This is a genomic window from Rhizobium sp. SVR5-9E, from assembly GCF_056755095.1.
This window is the reverse complement of record NZ_JBNDHS010000663.1, coordinates 1-241: the sequence shown is the minus strand read 5'-3', so window position 1 is coordinate 241 and position 241 is coordinate 1. Positions and strand designations below refer to the sequence as shown.

Below are 241 nucleotides of genomic sequence, written 5' to 3'. Positions count from 1 at the left end.
ATTATGATGTTATCAACGTCATGACTTCAATGCCGAATGCACCCGCGACGAGAATACTCGACCTTTCGGGAAGCAATTACAGCGTTGATGTAAGGCCGGATAAACTGGAAGTAGTATTGCCCTACTTCGGAAGAGTTTTTAATCCCAGCTACGGTGATAATTCTCAAAACAGCTATAGGTTTACATCAAAGGATTTCACAGTAAACAAAAGCCAGAACAAAAAAGGAACATGGATTGTGAG

Annotated in this window: 1 protein-coding gene; it reads left to right on the top strand. The window is 41.1% G+C overall.

The annotated features are described in order from the left end of the window. A partial coding sequence (locus ACPYOJ_RS36460; RefSeq protein ID WP_481420550.1) for a DUF4251 domain-containing protein occupies positions 1-241 on the top strand: 241 nt, incomplete at both ends.